General features: G+C 63.5%; 21 protein-coding genes. 9 read left to right on the top strand and 12 right to left on the bottom strand.

Features of this window, described 5'->3' with window-relative positions:
• Positions 1-5 precede the first annotated feature (5 nt).
• The 5 genes from C0V82_RS03055 to C0V82_RS03035 all read right to left on the bottom strand — a co-directional run bounded on the left by C0V82_RS03055 (position 6) and on the right by C0V82_RS03035 (position 3895).
• The gene (locus C0V82_RS03055) at positions 6-653 is read right to left on the bottom strand and encodes a protein phosphatase CheZ (RefSeq protein ID WP_102111070.1); all 648 of its coding nucleotides are present in this window, start codon (positions 651-653) and stop codon (positions 6-8) included.
• 87 nt (positions 654-740) lie between these two features.
• Positions 741-1715: a MotE family protein gene (locus C0V82_RS03050; protein WP_102111069.1), complete on the bottom strand. Its 975-nt coding sequence runs from the start codon at positions 1713-1715 to the stop codon at positions 741-743.
• Positions 1712-2248, bottom strand: a complete 537-nt coding sequence (locus tag C0V82_RS26720) for a DUF6468 domain-containing protein (RefSeq protein ID WP_158659700.1) — start codon at positions 2246-2248, stop codon at positions 1712-1714. The genes C0V82_RS03050 and C0V82_RS26720 overlap by 4 nt, the downstream gene beginning before the upstream one ends.
• Positions 2245-3330, bottom strand: a complete 1086-nt coding sequence (fliM, locus tag C0V82_RS03040; RefSeq protein WP_102111068.1) for a flagellar motor switch protein FliM — start codon at positions 3328-3330, stop codon at positions 2245-2247. Before fliM ends, C0V82_RS26720 begins: the two co-directional genes overlap by 4 nt.
• A 16-nt stretch (positions 3331-3346) precedes the next feature.
• Positions 3347-3895: a flagellar basal body-associated FliL family protein gene (locus C0V82_RS03035; protein WP_102111067.1), complete on the bottom strand. Its 549-nt coding sequence runs from the start codon at positions 3893-3895 to the stop codon at positions 3347-3349.
• A gap of 307 nt (positions 3896-4202) precedes the next feature.
• On the opposite strand from C0V82_RS03035, the gene C0V82_RS03030 reads away from it, so the two are divergent.
• From C0V82_RS03030 to hemB, 8 genes are all read left to right on the top strand, one after another.
• Positions 4203-4781 (top strand): isochorismatase family protein, encoded by a 579-nt coding sequence (locus tag C0V82_RS03030; protein WP_102111066.1) that lies wholly within the window; start codon positions 4203-4205, stop codon positions 4779-4781.
• Between the two features lie 2 nt (positions 4782-4783).
• The gene (locus tag C0V82_RS03025) at positions 4784-5779 is read left to right on the top strand and encodes a GlxA family transcriptional regulator (RefSeq protein ID WP_102111065.1); all 996 of its coding nucleotides are present in this window, start codon (positions 4784-4786) and stop codon (positions 5777-5779) included.
• Between the two features lie 64 nt (positions 5780-5843).
• Entirely contained in the window at positions 5844-7232 is a 1389-nt protein-coding gene (locus C0V82_RS03020; RefSeq protein ID WP_102113196.1) for an aspartate aminotransferase family protein, read from the top strand.
• A gap of 336 nt (positions 7233-7568) precedes the next feature.
• On the top strand, positions 7569-7796 hold the full coding sequence (locus C0V82_RS03015; protein ID WP_102111064.1) for a hypothetical protein: 228 nt from the start codon (positions 7569-7571) through the stop codon (positions 7794-7796).
• A 70-nt stretch (positions 7797-7866) separates the two neighbouring features.
• Positions 7867-9081 (top strand): 5-aminolevulinate synthase, encoded by a 1215-nt coding sequence (hemA, locus tag C0V82_RS03010; protein WP_102111063.1) that lies wholly within the window; start codon positions 7867-7869, stop codon positions 9079-9081.
• A gap of 169 nt (positions 9082-9250) precedes the next feature.
• A complete protein-coding gene (locus C0V82_RS03005) occupies positions 9251-10018 on the top strand; it encodes an Hpt domain-containing protein (protein WP_102111062.1) in 768 nt (255 codons plus the stop codon).
• A gap of 129 nt (positions 10019-10147) precedes the next feature.
• The gene (locus tag C0V82_RS03000) at positions 10148-10834 is read left to right on the top strand and encodes an exopolysaccharide biosynthesis protein (RefSeq protein WP_102111061.1); all 687 of its coding nucleotides are present in this window, start codon (positions 10148-10150) and stop codon (positions 10832-10834) included.
• Positions 10835-10907: 73 nt separating this feature from the next.
• Positions 10908-11903 carry a porphobilinogen synthase gene (hemB, locus tag C0V82_RS02995; RefSeq protein ID WP_199772458.1) on the top strand — a complete coding sequence of 332 codons (996 nt, stop codon included), beginning with the start codon at positions 10908-10910 and terminating at the stop codon, positions 11901-11903.
• 3 nt (positions 11904-11906) lie between these two features.
• On the opposite strand, the gene C0V82_RS02990 is transcribed toward hemB, so the two are convergent.
• From C0V82_RS02990 to C0V82_RS02975, 4 genes are read right to left on the bottom strand one after another with little or no spacing between them, the layout of a single operon-like run.
• Entirely contained in the window at positions 11907-12497 is a 591-nt protein-coding gene (locus C0V82_RS02990; protein ID WP_102111060.1) for a hypothetical protein, read from the bottom strand.
• Positions 12498-12551: 54 nt separating this feature from the next.
• Entirely contained in the window at positions 12552-13529 is a 978-nt protein-coding gene (locus C0V82_RS02985; protein ID WP_102111059.1) for a YheT family hydrolase, read from the bottom strand.
• Positions 13522-14373, bottom strand: a complete 852-nt coding sequence (locus tag C0V82_RS02980) for an alpha/beta fold hydrolase (RefSeq protein WP_102111058.1) — start codon at positions 14371-14373, stop codon at positions 13522-13524. Before C0V82_RS02980 ends, C0V82_RS02985 begins: the two co-directional genes overlap by 8 nt.
• 58 nt (positions 14374-14431) lie before the next feature.
• Positions 14432-14920 carry a flavin reductase family protein gene (locus C0V82_RS02975; RefSeq protein ID WP_102111057.1) on the bottom strand — a complete coding sequence of 163 codons (489 nt, stop codon included), beginning with the start codon at positions 14918-14920 and terminating at the stop codon, positions 14432-14434.
• Between the two features lie 131 nt (positions 14921-15051).
• Between C0V82_RS02975 and C0V82_RS02970 the strand changes: the two genes are divergently transcribed.
• Positions 15052-16212 (top strand): flagellar motor protein MotB, encoded by a 1161-nt coding sequence (locus C0V82_RS02970; protein ID WP_370466029.1) that lies wholly within the window; start codon positions 15052-15054, stop codon positions 16210-16212.
• Positions 16213-16640: 428 nt separating this feature from the next.
• On the opposite strand, the gene era is transcribed toward C0V82_RS02970, so the two are convergent.
• The 3 genes from era to lepB are packed head-to-tail and all read right to left on the bottom strand — an operon-like array spanning position 16641 to position 19146.
• Positions 16641-17618: a GTPase Era gene (gene era / locus C0V82_RS02965; protein ID WP_102111055.1), complete on the bottom strand. Its 978-nt coding sequence runs from the start codon at positions 17616-17618 to the stop codon at positions 16641-16643.
• Positions 17615-18295, bottom strand: coding sequence for a ribonuclease III (gene rnc / locus C0V82_RS02960; RefSeq protein WP_102111054.1), 681 nt, complete (start codon positions 18293-18295; stop codon positions 17615-17617). The genes era and rnc overlap by 4 nt, the downstream gene beginning before the upstream one ends.
• Positions 18295-19146, bottom strand: a complete 852-nt coding sequence (gene lepB, locus C0V82_RS02955) for a signal peptidase I (RefSeq protein WP_102111053.1) — start codon at positions 19144-19146, stop codon at positions 18295-18297. Before lepB ends, rnc begins: the two co-directional genes overlap by 1 nt.
• Between the last annotated feature and the right edge of the window lies 1 nt (position 19147).

Genomic DNA, 19147 nt, shown 5'->3' with positions numbered 1-19147 from the left:
CAACCTCAATCAAACAGGCTGTCGATGAAGGCCTGGTCGATGCCGGCGCCGGGCATGGACGGACCGTTCAGCAGCTTGGCATCAGACGGCGCCTCTGGGGCGGCTTTCTCCATGGTGGGATGGCGGCGCTGCACTTCCTCACCCAGGGCGACCAGCAGGGCTTCCACCTTCTGTTCAATATGTTTCAGGGCGCGGACCACCTTGGTGATGCGCTGGCCGGTAATGTCCTGGAAGTTGCAGGCCTCATAGATGCCGGTGGTGATGTCCATCAGCTTGTTGGACACTTCCGCCGGCACGTCGCCGGCCAGGGCCATCATCTGGTCGCAGGCGTCCATGATGCGGTTCGTGGCATCTTCCGTGGCGCCGACCACGGCATCCAGTTCGTCGGTGGCCAGCGGAATATGCTCTGAATGGATATCCGCCGGCTGAATGCTGGCGATTTCCTTCTTGGCGTTATTGATGAACCGAGCCAGCCCCTCCAGTTCTGCATAGAGATGCAGGTCATGCTGGCCCATGTCCCCGCCCATAGAGGACAGGACGGATGCGACGATGGTCGCCACTTCTTCGCGCGACAGCGGCTGCCGCGCCTCGGCGCGGGCATTGTCCAGCCGTTCCTGGAGCACGGGATCGGCGGCGGTGGCGGTGCGGAACATCAGGACACCTTCAAAGCGCGAGTACTTCGGGGCCGGCAGAAGCCGGGGTCACACGGGGGATGGGCTCCCCTGGAGGCCTTCATACAATCATTCGGGCACCGTTGGCAGCCTCTTCCGTGCAGCCAGAAGGATGGTAACCTCCTGTGCCCGTTTCTCGTCCATGGCGGCGAATACAGGGGCAACCTTGGCTTCCTTCATGCGGCTGATCACGTTCAAGAGCACGTCGTTTTCCAGATTGTTGAAAATCTTGGCCGCGTCGGCAGGCTTCATCGTCTCGTAAATCTTCACAAGACTGTCCAACTGTGCCTGCTGTTCGGCGTTGGCCTGAGTCAGAAGACCCTGGATTTCCTTCTTCAGGTTCTGAAGTTCGGTGATCTTCTGGTCGAATCGCGTCTCGGCGGCGGTCAGCATCGCTTCGCGCTGATCCAGTTCCCGTCCACGGCTGTCGAGTTGTTCCCGCCGTTCCTGCAGCCGTTGCAGGATTTCCACCTCGGTGGGGGTGAAACCCTGTCCGGGCGCACCGGACGGGGCCGGGCTGTTGGGATCGGCGGCGGGTGCGGTGGCGGGGGCTTGGGCATGATCGCCTGCCGCTGCCGGCTGCGCATGCTCTCCCCCGGCGGCGGGTGGGGTCTGGGCGTGCTGCTGCTCGGCCTCCGCCACCTGAACCGGTGCGGATGGAACCGATGCCGGGGCAACAGCGGGCTTGGCCGGTGCCACGGTGACCGCATTGGCCTGCTTGATTTCCGGCAAGCCTTGCGGTGCGGTTTCTTCTGCAATCGAAGTCGGGATCAAGGACAGGCCCTTGCCCGTCGTCACGGTCAGCCAGATATCCCCAACCTTGAAGCCCAGAACCAGGGTCGCAACAAAGATCGTGGCCGGCAGCAGACCGGGCCGCATCAGGGCGCGGCGCGCCTTGGGCGGTTTGGGTGCCGGCTTGCCCCGTGCAGCAGCGCGCGCGCCGGGTTTCGCGGCGGGCTTGGTACCAGCCTGCGCCGCGGGTTTGGCTGCCGGTTTGGCGGCGCCGGGGGCGGTCCCGGCTGCTGGCGTGGGTGCGTCGGTCATTGCCGCAGATTCTCCAGCGCCTGCAACAATTCCTTCTCGGCCCGCGACCGGGGCTCAGCGCCACCGGGGGCCGGGGCCGCCGCCTGCTGGGGCGGCGGTGCTGCTGCGGGTGCGGAGCGGGGCGACGGGGCGGCGGCCGGACGCGGTGCCGCCGGGGCGGCCGTCAGGGGGGCACCCCCACCCTGAGCCGGCATCACGGCGGCGCGTGCCTTGCCCGACGCGGCTTCCAACCGGTTGGCCAGACCGTCGGCAGCCTGCACGATCAGCTCCATCTCCTCTTTCAAGGTCTGGGCACGGTTGATCAGGCTGGAGAGCGTTTCACCAGACTCATGCGCCGCCTTGCGCATGCCCTTCACGGAACTGTCGGCCTGGGCCGTGGCCTCGGCGAAACCCTTGACTAGTTCCTCCAGCTCCGCACGGCTTTCCTTGACCGCCGAGAGCTGTTTATTCAGGCGCAGGGCGTAAATGATGGTGGCCACCAGCAGGCCGACAATGGCCACGTCCAGCAATAAGGACAGGATCGAGGCGATCATGGCTGGCCCTCCGGCTTGGGTGATTCCTTGTCGATACGCACCGCGATGTTACCACCCTTGCGGCCCATGCGGCCCAGGAACATCGGCACGTCGCCACATCGAAGCTCAATCGTCTCGTCCGGCGCGACATTCAGCAGCACACGGCTGCCCACGCGCCAGGACAGGACCTCGTTCAGCGGCAGCACAATCTCGTCCAGAACCGCCGACAGATGCACATCCGTCTGCCACAGTTCCGACGCCAGGTGGGTTTCCCAGATGCTGTCGCGACCGAACTTTTCACCCATGAACATCTGCAACAGCAATTCGCGCACAGGTTCCAGGGTGGCATAGGGGATCAGCAGTTCCAGGCGCCCGCCACGGTCTTCCATGTCGATGCGCAGCTTGACCAGCACGGCGGCGTTGGCCTGGCGCGCGATGGTGGCAAAACGCGGATTGGTTTCCAGGCGGTCAAAGCGGAAGGTCACAGGCGACGGCGGATCAAACGCCGCCGACAGGTCCGACAGGACCACATGCACCATGCGCTCAACCAGATTGCGTTCGATGGTCGTATAGGGGCGGCCTTCGATACGCATGGCCGCCGTACCGCGGCGACCACCCAGCAGCACGTCCACGATGGAATAGATCAGCGCCGAATCGATGACCATCAGGCCGTAATTGTCCCATTCCTCCGCCTTGAACACGGCCAGCATGGCGGGCAACGGGATGGAGTTCAGGTAATCACCAAAACGGACAGAGCTGATCTGGTCCAGTGAGACTTCGACGTTATCAGAGGTGAAGTTACGCAACGAGGTCGACATCATGCGGACAAGGCGGTCGAACACCACCTCCAGCATGGGCAGACGTTCGTAGTTCACCAGCGCAGAGTTCACCAGCGCCATGACGCCGGTATTGTCGCCGTCGCCGGCACCGTCCTTGTCGAAGCCCAGCAGGCTGTCGATTTCGTCCTGGTTCAGAACGCGCGTGGCACCGCCGCCACCGCCGCCGCCCATGTCGCCAAAGGCGTCGCCAGCCCCTTCATCCGCCATGGCGGCCCATTCGGCCGCCATGCGTTCTTCTTCACTAAGCTCCTCGGGCCCGGCCATCACGCATCCTCTCGCATCATTGCTGGACCAGGAATTCCTTGATCAACACGTCCTTCACCTTCACTGGTGCCGCTGCGGCATTCACCCGCATCAGCAATTCCTCCCGCAGGCGATACATGCCCGCCGACCCGCGCAGGTCATCGACCTTCAATTCGCGCAGGTAAACCTGGAACGCATCCGTGATGCGGGGCATGGCCTGATCGATGGCCGGTACCTCCTGCGGGTGGCCGATCTCCAGCGTGATACCCAGCTTCAAAAGCGTCGCCCTCCGCTCACCTGTGTTCAGGTTGACCAGCATGTCGGGCATGTCCTTGAAGATCGGCGGCCCTTTATATTCAGGCAGTTCGGGCTCCTTATGCTCTTCCTCCACATGCTCCTCGCCCTCGGCAGCATGCTTCTTGCCCAAAAGTCCGTCGAGAGCGCCCATGAAATATGCGCCCGCCGCCCCCGCCACGATCAGAAGGATGGGCAGAACAATGAACAGCACGATTTTCTTGCCGCTCAGTTTCTTGCGCGGCAAATCGGCTTCGGTCGAACCGCCGCCATCGGTCTCCATCGACGTCATACTGTACCACCCCTGACCCCGGCCAGCATCCGGCCCCAAGCTCCTCGGGCATACCCAAGGGATTCCGGCATCGCTGTCGAACCGGAATGATACCAAGCCGATTCAACGCTTTCCACGCATTTACGGTGGTTCAGGAAGAAATTCCGTATAATTCGATGCATCGCTGGCTTTTCGGCCCTTACGCCGGGTCAGCACTACCGGACATAACTTGTCCTTTTCCGTCCGCTCCTGGTCCGGCCCGTGCCTTTCCTCTATGCTGGAACGCTCATACTGTGCCGGCCATCGCAACCCGGAACCGGAGCATGAAATGTCCGCCCGTGATACCGCCCTGCTGGTCATCGATGTACAGGAAAGCTTCCGTCAGCGCCCCTATTGGCGGGAGGAGGAGGCAGCCCCCTTCTTTGACCGGGTGCAGGCCCTGATCGACGGCGCCAAGGAAGCCGGCCTTCCCATCGCGCAGATTTTCCATGTCGATCCGGATGGCCCGTTCTCCAAGACTTCCGGCCATGTGAAGCTGCTGGCCCCGGTGCGGATCGAACCCGACGCGGTGTTCGAGAAGCCGCGCCACAGCGCCCTGGTGGGCAGCGGCCTGGACGTCTGGCTGGTGGCAAAGGGCGTGCGCCGGGTCATCATCTGCGGCATTCGCACCGAACAATGCTGTGAGACGACGACGCGCCACGCGTCCGACCTGGGGTACGAGGTTGATTACGTAACGGAGGCGACGCTGACCTTCGCCATGACCGACGCCAAGGGCCGCACATGGTCCGCCGATGACATCCGGGCGCGCACTGAACTGGTGCTGGCGGGTCGTTTCGCGACCATCACCAGCGTGGAACAGGCGCTGGCCCGCGCCCTGGATGATACCGGAACACGGGAGGCGGCCTGACCATGAACGAGGGGGCGAACCAGAACCGGCAGATCATTCCCGTTCATGTCGTGCTGCCGCCGCGCGCCATGCTGCTGGACGTGGCCGGCCCGACAGAGGTGCTGCGCCGCGCCGGGGTGGAGCAGGACCGGCTGCGGTTCGAGCTGAACTTCGTCGGGCCGGAGCCGGAAATGTCCAGTTCGGTTGGCCTCGTCCTCTCCCACATCGCGCCCCTACCCGACCGGTTGCCCGATGACGCCATCGTCATGCTGTCGGGCAATATCGATCCGCTGCCGGGGCAGGATGTGCGGGCCGATAATGTGCAGGAACAGGTGATCGTGGATTGGCTGCGCCGGACGGTGCGGCCCGGCCACCTGATCCTGTGTATCTGTTCGGGTGCGGTGCTGGCCGCCCGCGCCGGCCTGATGGAAGGTCGGGCCTGCACCACGCATCACAGTTCGTACGAGGAACTGCGGCGGGCGGCCCCCTCTTGCCGCGTCATGGAAAACCGGCTGTTCGTGGAGGATGGCAATTGCTGGAGCAGTGCCGGCATCACCGCCGGCATTGATCTGGCGCTGCATTTCATCGGGCACCGCTGCGGCCCTGGCGTGGCGGCGGCCGTCGCCCGTTATCTGGTCGTCTATATGCGCCGCGCCGGGGCCGATCCACAGCTCTCCCCCTGGCTGGAGGGGCGCAACCATCTGCACCCGGCCATTCACCGGGTTCAGGATGCCATTTCCGCCGATCCGGCGCGCGACTGGTCACTGGCCACCCTGGCCGATATCGCCCATGCCAGCCCCCGCCACCTGTCCCGCCTGTTCCGTGAACATGCCGGAATGACCGTGCCGGACTATGTGAACCGGCTGCGCGTCGGCCTCGCCCGCCGCATGATCGAGAATTCGCGCCTGGATATGGAGGCGGTGGCCGAACGGGCGGGTTTCGGCTCCACCCGACAGCTGCGCCGCGCCTGGGGCCGCCTTCACGATGCACCACCCAGCGCGGCACGGCGGATGGGGTAAGGGGTTGCCATCCGGCACCTGCCCGCTTCACCATGGCGGCAACCCGCAACAGGACGCCACCATCATGACGCATCTGGGAAATTCCGCCGGCAGCCGTGACATCGCCTATCACCTGCACCCCTACACCAACCTGAAGGCGCATGAGACGACGGGACCGCTGGTGATCGCGTCGGGCAAGGGCGTGACCGTCACGGATGAGGCGGGCAAGGACTATATCGAGGGGGTGGCGGGCCTCTGGTGCACCAGTCTGGGCTTTGATGAACCGCGCCTTGTCGATGCCGCCATCCGCCAGATGCGGACCCTGCCCTTTTACCACGCGTTTGCCCACAAGTCGCATGAACCGGCCATTGATCTGGCCGAACGGCTGATCGCCCTGGCCCCGGTACCGATGAGCAAGGTGTTCTTCGCCTGCTCGGGGTCGGAGGCCAATGACACGGCGGTGAAGCTGGTCTGGTACTACAACAATGCCCTGGGCCGACCGCAGAAGAAGAAGATCATCGCGCGGCAGAAGGCCTATCATGGCGTCACTGTCGCTGCCGCCAGCCTGACGGGCCTACCGAACTGCCACCGCGATTTCGACCTGCCCATCCAGGGCATCCTGCATACCGACTGCCCGCACTATTACCGCTTCGGACAGGAGGGGGAGAGCGAGACGGAATTCGCCACGCGGTTGGCCGGTAATCTGGAAGCCCTGATCCTGCGCGAAGGCCCCGACACGGTGGCCGCCTTCTTCGCCGAGCCCGTGATGGGCGCCGGCGGCGTCATCCTGCCGCCCGCGACATATTTTGAAAAAATCCAGGCGGTCCTGAGGAAGTACGACGTGCTGCTGGTCGCGGATGAGGTCATCTGCGGCTATGGCCGCACCGGTAATATGTGGGGCAGCCAGACCTATGGCATGAAGCCGGACATCCTGACCTCTGCCAAGGCGCTGACATCCGCCTATCTGCCACTGTCTGCCGTACTGGTGTCGGACGCGATCTATCAGGCCTGCGTGGCCGAAAGTGCCAAGATCGGCACCTTCGGTCATGGCTACACCTATTCCGGCCACCCGGTCTCTTGTGCGGTCGCCCTGGAAACCCTGAGGATTTATGAGGAGCGGGACATTATCGGCCATGTCCGCGCCATGGCACCGCACCTGCAAAAGGGGCTGCGCGCCTTCCGCGACCACCCGCTGGTGGGTGAAGTGCGCGGCATCGGCCTGATCGGCGGCGTGGAACTGGTGGCCGACAAGGCCACGAAGCGGCCCTTCGATCCGGCCCTGGCCGTGGGTGCCAAACTCGTCTCCTTCAGCCACCAGCATGGCGCCATCCTGCGCCCCATCGGCGACAGCATCGGCTTCTCCCCGCCCCTGATCATCAACGAGGAAGAGATCGAAACCCTGCTGTTCCGGTTCGAAAAGTCGTTGGCCGATACGGCTGACTGGCTGGTGCGGGAGGGGGTGAGGGTCGGATAAGATTAGCGACACACCTGTCGTCCAAAGCCCCGCATGGCCCGTCATTGCTGACTTTTTGCGCTGCTCCTGTTATACTCTCCTTCATCAGCGCCAAACCCATATCCACCAGAATTCGACGCTATCGGCTTTCGAAAATGGATAGCCGCAACCTCTGCAACATCAACCCGTTCCGTGTTTCACAGCGTTGCGCAGGGCAGCACGCAGGCGCGAGTGCGAGAGGCATGGCCTGAAACATCGCACCTGTTCGTGTTTCACAGCGTTGCACAAGACGGCGGGTCGGCAGCAGTGAAAGGGGCGTAACCACTGAAACATCGGCTCTTTTGATGTTTCACAGCGTTGCGCATCGCCGCGCTGGGGGCAGGCCATCCGACCCATTCTGATATGTCACGTGTCCGCACCATAGCCATGCGCGGAACACCTCTTGGACAGAACGATGAATTGACCGAAATCAACGCAGTCTTCATCAATCGCGGCGATGCTGCGGGTCTGTCGCCCGTCCGCATTGTCGGGAGCCGGCGCGACAAGCCGTCGCGCGGGGTTTTGCTGGCGATACCTTTGAAGTAAGAAACAAGGGTAGACAAAAGGCACGGTCGGCGTGACATTCCTTTAAGTGGTGCAGACGGGACAGCGGCCCATGGATTACGAGAATTTTTTCAAGAGCCAGATTGACGGTCTGAAGCGTGAAGGCCGTTACCGCGTGTTTGCCGATCTGGAACGCCGCGTGGGCGAATTCCCGACCGCAACCTTCCATGGGGAGGATGCGCCGCCCAAGGATGTCACCGTCTGGTGCTCCAACGATTACCTGGGCATGGGCCAGCACCCCGTCGTCATCGGGTCCATGGTCGACAGCCTGCACAAGTGCGGGGCTGGCGCCGGTGGGACCCGCAACATCTCCGGTACGAACCACTATCATGTGATGCTGGAACGCGAACTGGCGGACCTGCATGGCAAGGAAGCGGCGCTGCTGTTCACCTCGGGCTATATCAGCAACGAGGCGACGCTGTCGACCCTGCCGCGCATCCTGCCCAATTGCGTCGTCTTCTCCGACGCGTTGAACCATAACTCAATGATTGAGGGCATCCGTCATTCGGGTGCGGAAAAGCATATTTTCCGCCACAATGACGTTGCCCATCTGGACGCACTGCTGTCGCGCTACCCGAAGAACCAGCCCAAGCTGGTGGCGTTTGAAAGCGTCTATTCAATGGATGGCGATATAGCCCCGATCAAGGAGCTGTGCGACGTCGCGGACAAGCATGGCGCCATGACCTATCTGGACGAAGTGCATGCCGTCGGCATGTACGGCGTGCGCGGTGCCGGCGTGGCGGAACGCGAAGGCGTGATGGACCGCCTGACCGTGATCGAGGGCACGCTGGGCAAGGCGTTCGGCGTCATGGGCGGCTATATCACCGGCTCCACGGCCCTGGTCGATTGCGTGCGCAGCTTCGCACCGTCCTTCATCTTCACCACCTCGCTGGCCCCGGTGCTGGCCGCCGGTGCCCTGGCGTCGGTCATGTTCCTGAAGGAACATAACGAAATCCGCATCCGCCATCAGGAGCGGGCCGCGACCTTGAAGCGTCGTCTGGCCCAGGCCGGCCTCCCCGTCATGCCGTCGGTCAGCCATATCGTGCCGCTGCTGGTGGGCGACGCGCATCTGTGCAAGCAGGCAAGCGACGACCTGCTGCACTATCACGATATCTATGTGCAGCCGATCAATTACCCGACGGTGCCGCGCGGTACCGAACGGCTGCGCCTGACCCCTACCCCCTTCCATGATGACCGCAAGATGGACCATCTGGTCGATGCCCTGCTGTCGGTCTGGAAGAACCTGGAACTGAAGCGCGCGGCCTGATCGGATCGCTTTGTTATCACCGTTTTCTGAAGGCCCGGATGCAGCGCGCATCCGGGCCTTCGGCTTTTATGGCATGGCGGCTGTAACCCATCGGTTATCCCGCCGCACTTGATGCGGACAGGCCCGGCGGGGTACAGGGATATGTCTTGCGGATAGAAGGAATAACAGGATGGCCGAAGTCGATATGGAGGAGCTGCTTGAACAGCTCAAGTCGGAATTCAGCGACTATATCAGCGACCGGTTGTCCTCCATCTACGCCACGCTGGATCAGGCGAAGACCGGCGAGGTCAAGGGCGGTGATGCGCTGCGTGAACTGCGCCGCGAAATCCACTCGCTGAAGGGCTCCGGCTCCACCTTCGGTTATCCCATCGTCTCCCTCATCGCGCAGCGTCTGGAGACCTATTGCTCCGATCTGAAAGATCTGGACGAAAAGCAGATTGCCGCCATCCAGACCTTCGCCGACCGCATCGCGGAGATGGCGGAGCTGGAAGAACAGCCGGACATTGCGGCCACCAATCAGATCATCCGCCGTCTGCCGACACGGTTTGAATTCGACATCACCGATGTCGAGGTGCGCGACGTCGAAATCATGCTGGTCACGCCAAACAAGCTTGTGGCGCGTAAGGCAGCGGGCGAACTGGCGGCCTGTGGTTTCCGGGTGAATATCGTGTCCGACCCGATTGAGGCCATCTCCATCGCGGTGCGCATGCCGCCCGACATGCTGATCGCCTCTGCCGTTATGGACGGCCTGGGCGGCATCGATCTGATCCGTGGCCTGCGCGCCATGTCGGTGACAAGCCATGTGCCCGCCGCCCTGATGACCAGCATGGGTGCCGATCAGTTGAAGGGCGTGCCCGCCGATGCCGGCATCATCCGGCTGGGCGCGACATTTGGTGACGACATTGCCGCGACGATTACCCGTTTCAATCTGGGATGAAGACCCCCATATCCCGCGTTAGTAGGGTGAAGGGGACGCCGCACCGCAAGTCCCCTTCATATTCCGGTAACCCGCGCGGGGTATAGAGGGCCGGCGGACAGACTGTTCCGTCGGCATAAAGGTTGATCCGTGGACACACAATTGCCGCCCGAACCCGATGGTCTGGAACAGGTCAGCAGCTTTCAGAACGCAGGTCCCGACAAGACGGAACCGAAGCGCACCACGGACGTGCTTCTTGAAACGATTGAAAAGGTTGAAGGCGAGCGGGTCAGCATCGGTCAGTTGATTGATGGGCTGGGGGAGCGGGCCTATGGCATCCTGATGCTGTTGTTCGCCCTGCCCACCATCCTGCCCGCCCCGCCCGGCATGTCGGCAGTAACCGGCATGCCAATCGTTGTTTTTTCCATACAGTTACTGATTGGGCACCCGCATCCCTGGCTGCCGGCCTTCCTGCGGCGGCGCAGCATTCTGCGTACCGATCTAATGGCCGTCCTGACCAAGGCAGAACCATGGCTGCGTCGTGTGGAACGGGTGACCCGGCCTCGCCTGACCCGTCTGGTCGATGGGCGGATGGAGCGTTTGGCCGGTCTGGTCGTATTCTTCCTGTCTATCGTCCTGATCCTGCCGATCTTCATGGGCAATATGTTTCCCTCCATCGCTATCGCGCTGATCGCGCTGGCCCTGATGGAAAGGGACGGCATCGCGTTGATCGCCGGCTATGTCTCAGCCGTGGCCAGCACCATCGTGGCCTTCGGGTTCATTGTGCTGACCTTCAAGATCATGCTCTACGCCGTGCATGAGTTCCTGGGGCTGTAGGCCGCAGGGGTTACTGTTGCCGCCAGGGGCCGGGCGGGCGTAGCATCGGTGCGTCCTTATCCGAACAGGTCTGATGATGCAGAGCTTTCCCCGCACCCGCCCGCGCCGCAACCGTGTTGATGGCTGGACCCGCCGGCTGGTGGCGGAAAACCATCTGACCGTCAATGACCTGATCTGGCCGATCTTTGCGGTGGAGGGGCAGAACCAACGGCAGCCGATCGCCAGCATGCCGGGGGTGGAACGTCTGTCCCTGGATTTGCTGGTCCCCGCCGTCGCGGCGGCGCGCGACCTAGGCATTGCCTGCGTGGCCCTGTTCCCCGTCCTGCCCTTTGACAAAAAGGACCCGGAAGGGCGCGAGTCGGGTAATCCCGACAATCTCATGTGCCGCGCCATCCGCGCCATCAAGCGGGAGGTGCCCGATATCGGCATCCTGGGCGATGTGGCACTCGACCCCTATACCAGCCACGGCCATGACGGCATCGTGAAGGATGACTATGTCCTGAACGAGGAGACGGTGCAGGCTCTGGTCTGGCAGGCCCTGGTCCAGGCGGATGCTGGCTGCGATATTGTGGCCCCGTCGGACATGATGGATGGCCGCATCGGGGCCATCCGCGATGCGCTGGAGGACCGGGACCATACGCTGACCCGCATCTGCTCCTACGCCGCCAAGTACGCGTCTGCCTTCTACGGTCCCTTCCGCGATGCCGTGCAGACGGGCGGCCTGCTGAAAGGTGACAAGAAGACCTATCAGATGGACCCCGCCAACAGCGACGAGGCCCTGCGAGAGGTCGGCATGGACATTGCCGAAGGGGCCGACATGGTGATGGTGAAGCCGGGCCTGCCCTATCTCGACATTATCCGCCGCGTGAAGGATCAGTTTAGCGTGCCCACCTTCGCCTATCATGTCAGCGGCGAGTACGCGATGCTGAAGGCTGCATCGGCCAATGGCTGGCTGAACTATGACGCCGCCCTGCTTGAAACCCTGCTGGGCTTCAAGCGCGCGGGCACCGATGCCATCCTGACCTATGGTGCCATCGATGCCGCCCGGTTGCTACGGGAGCGGGGCTGAGCGTTAACCCGGCGGGCGCCAGGGGGGCACCGCCGCCGCTTCCTCCTGATCCAGGCGGCCGGCGCAGGTGATCTTCGGCGGGCCATTACCGAAGGCGTCGGCCTCTGGCACGCGCAAGGTCACCTCCAGCAGGACCATGTTGGTCAGCATCTCTGCAAACGGCTCCGGCCTGCCCCCACCAGGACCGCGCGTGTCGGACCCGAAGATGCGCTGCAGGTACCAGCCCGCCGCCGAGATGCCGCCGGGGGCGCCGGCCAGGAGATGGTCGCGCAGCATGCCGTAGAGTTCCCGACAGCGGGGCAGGCTGCGTTCGCGCGCCGGCATGGGCAGCGAGAGGTAGGCCAGGACACGGCGGTCGAAAGGCCGGTACAGCGTTCCTACCTTCACCGGCCCGTCCCGCCCATCTTTCAGGCCCAGCGCCGTCACCGCCTGCCGCACCTCCCGGTCAAGCCGCAGCATGCCCCAATCCAACAGGGTGACAGGCGTGGTGGAGAGCCAGCCAGTCAATGCCGGGTCCACCGGCTTCTCCTGCGCCACCGCCAAAGGGGTCGCCGCCAGAAGGCAGCAAAGCAGCAAAGCCTGCGAGACGCGCATCCAATCCCCCTCTGGTCAGGGGGGACAGGGTAGCGACGGCAGATGACAAACGCGTTACAGCCCATCCAGAAAGCGGGCAAGGCACAGGTCCGACCAGACGCCGCCCACCCCGTGGAAGCCAACATGCCCGCCGGCCCGGCTGAGCGCCGGGGACAGCCAGGGATTGGCGGACCAGCGGAAGTCCTGATAGGCGGCGGGCGGTATCCAGGGATCGTCCAGGGCATGGACGACCAGGGTGGGAACGGCGATCCGGGGCAGAAAGGACAGGGCCGAATTGACCCGGTAATATTCCGGCGCATCAGCCCAGCCATTCCAGGGCGCCACGACCTTGTCGTCGAAATCCCACAGATCATGGGCGGCCAGCGCCGCATCGGCCCAGAGATCCCCAACCTTGGACCGGTTGGCCTGCATATCGGCCTTCATCTGACCCAGAAGGCGGCGATGGTAAAGCCGGTTGGGGGGCGAGCCGAACAGACGGCTGCTGGCGGCAAGGTCAATGGGGGCGGAAATGGCGGCGCCGGCGACCACAGGCACGGGGAAATCCCCCTCCCCCAGAAACTTCAAGGTACAGTTCCCGCCCAGCGACCAGCCCACCATAATGACGCCGTCGGCCACCAGATCGACCGGCAAAGCCGCCAGGACGGCCCGGACATCGCCTGTCCGCCCCGCATGATAGCGACGCGAACAGGTCACTGCCGACGGCCCCGCCCCGCGCAGGTTCAGGCGCAGGACGGGATGGCCCCGGTCCAGCAGCAGGCGGGTGGTAGCGCGGACATAGAAACTATCCTCACTACCCGTCAGGCCATGCAGCAGCACCGCCAGGGGCCTTGACACCGCCAACGCCGGCGGGTTGAGGCGGGCCAGCAGCACATCGCCGCCGCCATCGGGCATCGCAAACCGCATCTCCCGCCCCGGCGGCAGGGGATAGGCGGGCTTCACGATGGTATTGCGGATGGTCTGCAGGTGCCGGCCCCACCAGGGAAAGCGGGGCCGGAAGGGGGGCGGCGTGAACGGCGGGGCGCCGTCAGTCATGGGCCAGAAAATCCCGTACCGCCGCCACCTGATCCGCCGCCATCAGGGCCGGGGCATGACCGGCATCGGGCACCGTATAAAGGCGGGCGCGGGGCCCTTCCTTCGTCATCCGGTCCGCCGTATCGGCCAGCAGCAGATCGGACTGCCCGCCACGCACCACCAGGACCGGCTGTTGGATCATCGACCAGAGCGGCCACATGTCCAGATCATCAATGGCGCTGGTCTTGAAAATACGGGAGATGCCAGGATCGAAGGCCAGACGATAGCCACCATCGCGTGCATCGGCACTGGTTTGCGCCATATGCCGCCATTGGGCATCGGTCAGGGCACCGAAACCGGCATAGCGACGCCGCAGATAGGCCTCAACAGCGTCCAGGTCGGCGAAGAACGGGTCCAGCCCGACATAATCGCCAATACGCTCCAGCGCCGCCTTCGGGATGAAGGGGCCGACATCATTAATGACCAGCCGGCGGATGGGGCTGTCCGGCTGTGCCGCCAGCATCATGCCGATCAGGCCGCCCATGGAGGTCCCAACCCAGTCCACCTGCGGCACATCCAGACGCGCCAGCAACACCGCCATATCGGCCAGATACTGCGCATAGCTGTAATTGTCGGGGTTGGCCAGCCGGCCCGACCGACCACGCCCCACGACGTCCGGACAGATCACCCGCGCCTTCAGATTTTCGGCCAGATCGGCGGCCAGAACATCGAAATCGCGGCCATTGCGCGTCAGCCCATGCACACAGACGATGGCGCGGTCACCCGTGCCCCACTCCCGATAAGCGATACGGTGGAACCCGGTCGCCGACAGGCCCTGGCAGGATTTTTCGACAAAGCTGGACATAGGAAACGCACTCCGGCGGACTGACGGGTCTGTAAATTACTGAAACATGAATCAGGTTTCAACCCCGACCATCATTCAGCGCGGCGTAACCGCCCCGGTAGTACAGCAGCGGCGCGCCGGGCTGGTTGGCGAAACCCCGCACCCGGCCCACCAGGATCGTATGGTCCCCGCCTTCATGGATCGCATGACGGGTACAGTCCAGTACCGCCAGCGCACCCTGGATCAGGGGGGCGCCGCCCTGCCCCGTCACCGCCGCAACACCGTCCCAGCGCGTGGCATGCGGGGCACGGGCGAAGGTGTTGGACAGGGCCTGCTGTTCAGCAGACAGGATGGATAGGGCGAAGCCCGGCGCTTCCAGAAAGGCCGACAGGCTTTCCGATCGGTTATCCAGACAAAACAGGACAAGGGGCGGATCGAGGGACACCGAGGTGAAAGAATTCACCGTCAGGCCCACGGGCCGGCCATCGGCGCCGGTTGCCGATGCGATACAGACGCCGGTGGCGAAGCAGCCCAGGGTGTCACGAAAGGCGCGGTGGTCGAAACTCATACCGGGCAAGCTCCTGTCCTTACATAAATAGGGGTTAACCCGAGGTAGGGCATGCGCGCAAGGCCGCAAGGGCCGTGACCCACGCCAAACAGCTTGCTACACTGCACCATCGATCAGCGTACCGGGATGGCATCGTGGCAGGCGGCGAAGAAAAAGCCCCCATTGTTATCAAAAAGATCAACAAGGGCGGCGAAGGGCATCATGGCGGTGCCTGGAAGGTGGCCTATGCCGACTTCGTGACGGCCATGATGGCCTTCTTCCTTCTGCTCTGGCTTCTGAACGTCACCACGGCCGAACAGAAGATGGGCATCGCCGATTATTTCAGCCCGGCCAGTGCATCCAAACAGACCAGCGGGTCCGGCGGTATCCTGGGCGGCCAGACGATCCGCGTGGATGGCGCCATGGTCAATGCCAGCAGCCCGCCCGGCGTCACCGTCCCCACCCCCACCATGCCGGCCGCCGCCAATTCGGACGAGCAGACGGACGATATGCAGGAAAGCTCCAGCGGACGTCCGACGGAGAAGGACTCCACCGGCAAAGGGGCCGGCGACAAGGAAGGTGGCTGGACCCGCGGCGACGTGGTGAACGGCCTGGCCGTCCTGGAACGCGCCGGCGAGAAGGATGCCGCCGACAAAAACAAAGATGGTCAGGTTGACGAGCAGGAACTGAAAGAAGCCCTGGCCAAGCATGAGGACGCACAGTTCGCCAAGGCAGAAGCTGAACTGCGTCAGGCCATCCAGCAGATCCCGGAACTGCGTAACCTGGCCCAGAACCTGATCATCGACAAAACGCCAGAAGGCCTGCGTATCCAGTTGGTCGACCAGGAAGGCTATTCCATGTTCCCGTCGGGCAGCGCCAAGATGCAGCCGCAGACGGCCCAGCTTCTGTCGCAGGTGGCACAGGCCGTCTCCAACCTGCCCAACAAACTGTCCATCAGCGGCCATACCGACAGTATCCCATTCGGGGCTGGTGCCTCCTACACCAACTGGGAACTGTCGTCAGACCGCGCCAACGCCACCCGCCGCGCACTGGAGGCGATGGGCGTGAACGACACAAGGATCGAGACGGTGGTGGGACGCGGGGACCGCGATCATCTTTTCAAGGATGATCCCAACTCCCCCCGCAACCGCCGCATCTCCATCGTGCTGCTGCGCGACAGCCTGATGGCTGGCAACCGTCCCTCCCAGGCGCCCACCCCGGCCCCGGATGGTGCCGGCAGCACCGCTCCGCCCGCCGCAGCCCCACGCGCGTCGGTACAGCCGGCACCGGCGGTCGTGGGAACGTCCCGCTAAGTTATTGCTACAGCTTGCTTATTCAGAAAAAGCCCAAGAACGAAGGCGAAAGTGCCGCCGTCTGTGAAACCGAGTGAAACACGCACATACCGCGTGTTTCAGACTTGGTGGTCGACGCAATCAAGTACCGACACCTTCAGACGCCGCGCCAGACCCGTATGATTGCAGCAGTCTACGCAACCATGTGAAACACGGCAAAGTGTGTGTTTCGGAGTCTAATACCTGCCCACTCCGAATTTTACCCCGTCCGCTACGCAACCGCATGAAACACAAAAACGCAGGTGGTTTCACCGTCCACGCCTTTTCCATATCCGAAGGCCGGTGGCCCCGAATAGATGGATATGGCTGTGGCGCTGAGGGGCTCACGATAGCAAAAATGGGGCGGGAAGTCAGCAATCCTGCGGGTCAGTCCGCCCCATCTCATAATGTCAGGCGTTGTAATCCAGGCCCCAGGGTTCGTACTGGTCGCGTTCTTCGGCCCAGTTCTCGCGCAGCTTCACGAACAGCATCAGGTGGACGGGGCGGCCCAGGAATTCAGCCATCTCCACACGGGCGGCCGTGCTGATCTGCTTGATGCGGGCACCGCCCTTACCCAGAATGATGGCTTTCTGCGTGTCGCGCTGGACATAGATTACCTGACCGATGCGGACAGAGCCGTTCTCGAACTCCTCCCAGGTCTCGGTCTCTACCGAAGTGGCGTAAGGCACTTCCTGATGCAGTTGCAGGAACAGCTTCTCGCGCGTGATTTCGGCAGCCAGCAACCGTTCGGGCATGTCCGACAATTGGTCTGGCGGATAGAGCCACGGGCCTTCAGGTACGGACGAGGCGAAGAATTTCAGCAGCCCTTCCAGACCATCGCCGGTCAGGGCGGAAACCATGAAGGTCTCCGTGAACACGTCGTATTCCGCAAATTCGGCGGCGAGCGCCAGCAGGCGTTCGCGCTTGATCAGGTCGATCTTGTTCAGGACCAGCACGGCCTTGCGGCCCGCTTCCTTCAGCTTTTCCACAATGCCGCGCGTATCGTCATCAATGCGCTTTTGCGCAGCGTCGAACAGGACGGCGACCTGATCGGCATCGGTCGCACCCTGCCATGCAGCGGCGACCATGGCGCGTTCCAGACGCTTCTTTGGCGTGAAGATACCGGGCGTATCGACATAAAGAATCTGGCTATCACCAGCCATGCCGATGCCCAGCACACGGGAGCGCGTGGTCTGGACCTTGGGGCTGACGATGGAAATCTTGGACCCGACAAGCGCGTTCAGCAGGGTGGACTTGCCCGCGTTAGGCGCCCCCACCAGGGCCACAAAGCCGCAGCGCGGATGCGTGGGCGCCGGCCGGGCCGGGGCATCGCCGCTGGCATCCTGGCCTGAAAGAAAACGGGAAACGATATCGTCGCTGTCGGTCATTGAGTCCTAATCCGGGAAAGCAGTGCTTCGGCGGCGGACTTTTCCGCCGCGCGCTTGGAAGGGCCGGTTGCCACCACCGGTTCAAACCCCTCTACAGTCACACTGACCTGAAAAATGGGGGCATGATCGGGGCCAGTGCGGCCAATATCCGTATAAAGCGGCAGTTTGCGCCCGCGCGCCAGCGCCCATTCCTGAAGGCCGGTCTTCGGGTCCTGCGGGGGTGCCGCTTTCGCCCCCTCCAACGCCGCATCCCAATGCTGGCGGATGAAGCCAGCCGCGGCCGGCAGACCGCCATCCAGATAGAGGGCGCCGATCACCGCCTCACACGCATCGGCCAGGATCGCCGGCTTCACATCGCCCGCCTGTTCACCCGGTGCCAGACGCAGATACTGGCCCAACCCGATACGATCCGCCACAACCACCAGGGCCTCGGCCCGGACCAGGGCCGTCAGGCGGCGGGCCAATGCCCCCTCCTGCTCCTTGGGGAAGCGTTCCAGCAACCATTCGGCCACGACCAGACCCAGAACGCGGTCGCCCAGGAATTCAAGTCGCTCGTATCCCTTGCCGACCTTGGCCCGGTTGACCCCGCCCACCGACGGGTGGGTCAGGGCCTCGTTCAGGCGGGAAACATCCTTGAAACGATGGCCCAGGACCTCCTGCAACGCATCCAGTTCCATCAATCAACCCTTTCCCAGAAACGTTCGGTGCGGATGGCCGAGCCCCAGCGCCAGAAACGCCAAAGGCTCTCCTCCTCCTTCACCGACAGGAAGATGTTGGTGGCACGGCCCACCAGATTCTCGACCGGGATGAAGCCCACCACCTCCGGCACGCGGCTATCCTGCGAGTTATCGCGGCTGTCGCCCATGCCGAACACATAGCCGGGCGGGACCGTGAAGACCGGCGTGTCATCCAGCAGGCCCTGATCGCCCGACATCTCGATCACCGGATGCTGACGCCCGCCGGGCAACGTCTCGATATATTGCGGGGCCGTGAAGGCGCCGCCAAAGCCTTCATGCAGCACGAAATCGGGGACACGGATGCGGGCCGCCATCTCCCCGTTCACATAAAGCGCGCCGCCGATCATCTGTAGCCGATCACAGGGCAGGCCGACGATGCGTTTGATGTAATCGACGCTGGTATCCTTGGGCAGCTTGAACACCGCCACATCACCACGCTCTGGCAGGCTGCCGAACAGGCGGCCGGGGGCGGCCTTGCAATCCTTGGTCACCGGCGGAGCCGCATCACCAAAGCGCAGGAAGCCCGGCAGCGAATAGCGGCTGTAGCCGTAAGACGCCTTGTTCACGAACAGATAGTCCCCCACCAGCAGAGTGGGCACCATCGATCCGCTGGGGATGTTGAACGCCTCAAAAGTCAGGGTGCGCACGCCGATGACCACAAGGATGGTGGCCAGGATGATGCGCAGCGTCTCCCCCCAGCCGCTGCTGATAGGGTGCGGGTGGGTTTCTACAAGCGGGGGCAACGGCTCGGGGGCAGGACGGGATGGGGGCGGCTGACGGCGTGGGTTCATG

It is taken from the genome of Niveispirillum cyanobacteriorum, from assembly GCF_002868735.1.
GTDB classification, from domain to species: Bacteria; Pseudomonadota; Alphaproteobacteria; order Azospirillales; family Azospirillaceae; genus Niveispirillum; species Niveispirillum cyanobacteriorum.
The sequence above is the reverse complement of the archived record's forward strand: the minus strand, read 5'-3'. Positions and strand labels throughout refer to the sequence as shown.

Bases quoted from the DNA above. Each gene is read 5' to 3' on its own strand.
- C0V82_RS03055 (WP_102111070.1), bottom strand. From the start codon at position 653: ATGTTCCGCACCGCCACCGCCGCCGATCCCGTGCTCCAGGAACGGCTG.
- C0V82_RS03050 (WP_102111069.1), bottom strand. From the start codon at position 1,715: ATGACCGACGCACCCACGCCAGCAGCCGGGACCGCCCCCGGCGCCGCC.
- C0V82_RS26720 (WP_158659700.1), bottom strand. From the start codon at position 2,248: ATGATCGCCTCGATCCTGTCCTTATTGCTGGACGTGGCCATTGTCGGC.
- fliM (WP_102111068.1), bottom strand. From the start codon at position 3,330: ATGGCCGGGCCCGAGGAGCTTAGTGAAGAAGAACGCATGGCGGCCGAA.
- C0V82_RS03035 (WP_102111067.1), bottom strand. From the start codon at position 3,895: ATGACGTCGATGGAGACCGATGGCGGCGGTTCGACCGAAGCCGATTTG.
- C0V82_RS03030 (WP_102111066.1), top strand. From the start codon at position 4,203: ATGTCCGCCCGTGATACCGCCCTGCTGGTCATCGATGTACAGGAAAGC.
- C0V82_RS03025 (WP_102111065.1), top strand. From the start codon at position 4,784: ATGAACGAGGGGGCGAACCAGAACCGGCAGATCATTCCCGTTCATGTC.
- C0V82_RS03020 (WP_102113196.1), top strand. From the start codon at position 5,844: ATGACGCATCTGGGAAATTCCGCCGGCAGCCGTGACATCGCCTATCAC.
- hemA (WP_102111063.1), top strand. From the start codon at position 7,867: ATGGATTACGAGAATTTTTTCAAGAGCCAGATTGACGGTCTGAAGCGT.
- C0V82_RS03005 (WP_102111062.1), top strand. From the start codon at position 9,251: ATGGCCGAAGTCGATATGGAGGAGCTGCTTGAACAGCTCAAGTCGGAA.
- hemB (WP_199772458.1), top strand. From the start codon at position 10,908: ATGATGCAGAGCTTTCCCCGCACCCGCCCGCGCCGCAACCGTGTTGAT.
- C0V82_RS02990 (WP_102111060.1), bottom strand. From the start codon at position 12,497: ATGCGCGTCTCGCAGGCTTTGCTGCTTTGCTGCCTTCTGGCGGCGACC.
- C0V82_RS02985 (WP_102111059.1), bottom strand. From the start codon at position 13,529: ATGACTGACGGCGCCCCGCCGTTCACGCCGCCCCCCTTCCGGCCCCGC.
- C0V82_RS02980 (WP_102111058.1), bottom strand. From the start codon at position 14,373: ATGTCCAGCTTTGTCGAAAAATCCTGCCAGGGCCTGTCGGCGACCGGG.
- C0V82_RS02975 (WP_102111057.1), bottom strand. From the start codon at position 14,920: ATGAGTTTCGACCACCGCGCCTTTCGTGACACCCTGGGCTGCTTCGCC.
- era (WP_102111055.1), bottom strand. From the start codon at position 17,618: ATGACCGACAGCGACGATATCGTTTCCCGTTTTCTTTCAGGCCAGGAT.
- rnc (WP_102111054.1), bottom strand. From the start codon at position 18,295: ATGGAACTGGATGCGTTGCAGGAGGTCCTGGGCCATCGTTTCAAGGAT.
- lepB (WP_102111053.1), bottom strand. From the start codon at position 19,146: ATGAACCCACGCCGTCAGCCGCCCCCATCCCGTCCTGCCCCCGAGCCG.